Here is a 3,088-nt window from a genome sequence, read left to right on the forward strand (position 1 = left end):
TCGGAAACAACCACGTTTTCAACTTGGTTAAGTCCTCGACCGATTAGTACTGGTCCGCTCCACGCCTCACGGCGCTGCTACTTCCAGCCTATCTACCTGATCATCTTTCAGGGGTCTTACTTCCATATAGGAATGGGAAATCTCATCTCGAGGCGAGTTTCACACTTAGATGCTTTCAGCGTTTATCTCATCCATACATAGCTACCCAGCGATGCGCCTGGCGGCACAACTGGTACACCAGCGGTATGTCCATCCCGGTCCTCTCGTACTAAGGACAGCTCCTCTCAAATTTCCTACGCCCGCGACGGATAGGGACCGAACTGTCTCACGACGTTCTGAACCCAGCTCGCGTACCGCTTTAATGGGCGAACAGCCCAACCCTTGGGACCGACTACAGCCCCAGGATGCGATGAGCCGACATCGAGGTGCCAAACCTCCCCGTCGATGTGGACTCTTGGGGGAGATAAGCCTGTTATCCCCAGGGTAGCTTTTATCCGTTGAGCGATGGCCCTTCCATACGGTACCACCGGATCACTAAGCCCGACTTTCGTCCCTGCTCGACCTGTCTGTCTCGCAGTCAAGCTCTCTTCTGCCTTTACACTCGACGAATGATTTCCAACCATTCTGAGAGAACCTTTGGGCGCCTCCGTTACTTTTTAGGAGGCGACCGCCCCAGTCAAACTGCCTACCTGACACTGTCTCCCACCACGATTAGTGGTGCGGGTTAGAGTGTTCACACAGCGAGGGTCGTATCCCACCAGCGCCTCACTCGAAACTAGCGTTCCGAGTTCTACGGCTCCGACCTATCCTGTACAAGCTGTGTCAACACCCAATATCAAGCTACAGTAAAGCTCCATGGGGTCTTTCCGTCCTGTCGCGGGTAACCTGCATCTTCACAGGTAATATAATTTCACCGAGTCTCTCGTTGAGACAGTGCCCAGATCGTTACGCCTTTCGTGCGGGTCGGAACTTACCCGACAAGGAATTTCGCTACCTTAGGACCGTTATAGTTACGGCCGCCGTTTACTGGGGCTTCATTTCTGGGCTTCGCCGAAGCTAACTCATCCACTTAACCTTCCAGCACCGGGCAGGCGTCAGCCCCTATACGTCATCTTGCGATTTTGCAGAAACCTGTGTTTTTGATAAACAGTCGCCTGGGCCTTTTCACTGCGGCTACACTTGCGTGTAGCACCCCTTCTCCCGAAGTTACGGGGTCATTTTGCCGAGTTCCTTAACGAGAGTTCACTCGCTCACCTTAGGATACTCTCCTCGACTACCTGTGTCGGTTTGCGGTACGGGTAATTAATCACTAACTAGAAGCTTTTCTCGGCAGTGTGACATCTGGCGCTTCCCTACTAAAATTCGGTCCTCGTCACGCCTTGTCCTTAGCGATAAGCATTTAACTCATCACCAGACTTGACGCTTGAACACACATTTCCAATCGTGTGCACACCATAGCCTACTGCGTCCCTCCATCGTTCAAACATGATTAACTAGTACAGGAATATCAACCTGTTATCCATCGCCTACGCTTCTCAGCCTCGGCTTAGGTCCCGACTAACCCTGGGAGGACGAGCCTTCCCCAGGAAACCTTAGTCATTCGGTGGATCAGATTCTCACTGATCTTTCGCTACTCATACCGGCATTCTCACTTCTAAGCGCTCCACTAGTCCTTGCGGTCTAGCTTCGTTGCCCTTAGAACGCTCTCCTATCACGCGACCTATTGGTCGCATCCATAATTTCGGTAACATGCTTAGCCCCGGTAAATTTTCGGCGCGGGATCACTCGGCTAGTGAGCTATTACGCACTCTTTAAATGGTGGCTGCTTCTGAGCCAACATCCTAGCTGTCTGTGCAACTCCACATCCTTTTCCACTCAGCATGTATTTAGGGACCTTAATTGATGGTCTGGGCTGTTCCCCTTTCGACGGTGGATCTTATCACTCATCGTCTGACTCCCGGATATAAATCAGTGGCATTCGGAGTTTATCTGAATTCAGTAACCCATGACGGGCCCCTAGTCCAAACAGTGGCTCTACCTCCACGATTCTTAACTCCGAGGCTAACCCTAAAGCTATTTCGGAGAGAACCAGCTATCTCCAAGTTCGTTTGGAATTTCACCGCTATCCACACCTCATCCCAGCATTTTTCAACATACACGGGTTCGGTCCTCCAGTGCGTTTTACCGCACCTTCAACCTGGACATGGATAGGTCACCTGGTTTCGGGTCTACATCAACTTACTGAAACGCCCGTTTCAGACTCGCTTTCGCTACGGCTCCGGTCTTTACACCTTAACCTTGCAAATTAACGTAACTCGCCGGTTCATTCTACAAAAGGCACGCTATCACCCATTAACGGGCTCTAACTAATTGTAGGCACATGGTTTCAGGAACTATTTCACTCCGCTTCCGCGGTGCTTTTCACCTTTCCCTCACGGTACTGGTTCACTATCGGTCACTAGGGAGTATTTAGCCTTGGGAGATGGTCCTCCCGGATTCCGACCACGTTTCACGTGTGTGGCCGTACTCAGGATACTGAACTGAGGGTCAACAATTTCATCTACGGGGGTATCACCCTCTATGCCGAGTCTTCCCAGACTCTTCGATTATCATTGACTTTGGTAACTCAAATGTTCAGTCCTACAACCCCAAAGAGCAAGCTCTTTGGTTTGGGCTATTCCCCGTTCGCTCGCCGCTACTTAGGGAATCGATTTTTCTTTCTATTCCTGCGGGTACTTAGATGTTTCAGTTCCCCGCGTCTGCCTCAACTCAAGTATGTATTCCCTGAGTTGTAATTACTGATTAAAGTAATTGGGTTTCCCCATTCGGAAATCTCCGGATCAAAGCTTACGTACAGCTCCCCGAAGCATATCGGTGTTAGTCCCGTCCTTCATCGGCTCCTAGTACCAAGGCATCCACCATGCGCCCTTCATAACTTAACCTAACGATTACTTCGTAATCGCTGATTAATTGAGTATTAGCGATATAAACTAATTAAAAAACTCAAAAATACGCAGTTGTTTCTCGGTTTTAATTATCTTAATAATTAAAGGAAAATAATTGATAATATCTAGTTTTCAAAGAACAA

General features: G+C 49.5%; 1 rRNA gene. It reads right to left on the bottom strand.

Features of this window, described 5'->3' with window-relative positions:
- Positions 1–23: 23 nt before the first annotated feature.
- Positions 24–2,942 (bottom strand): 23S ribosomal RNA (locus tag FD07_RS11705).
- Between the last annotated feature and the right edge of the window lie 146 nt (positions 2,943–3,088).

Source organism: Levilactobacillus parabrevis ATCC 53295, assembly GCF_001434055.1.
Classification (GTDB): Bacteria; Bacillota; Bacilli; order Lactobacillales; family Lactobacillaceae; genus Levilactobacillus; species Levilactobacillus parabrevis.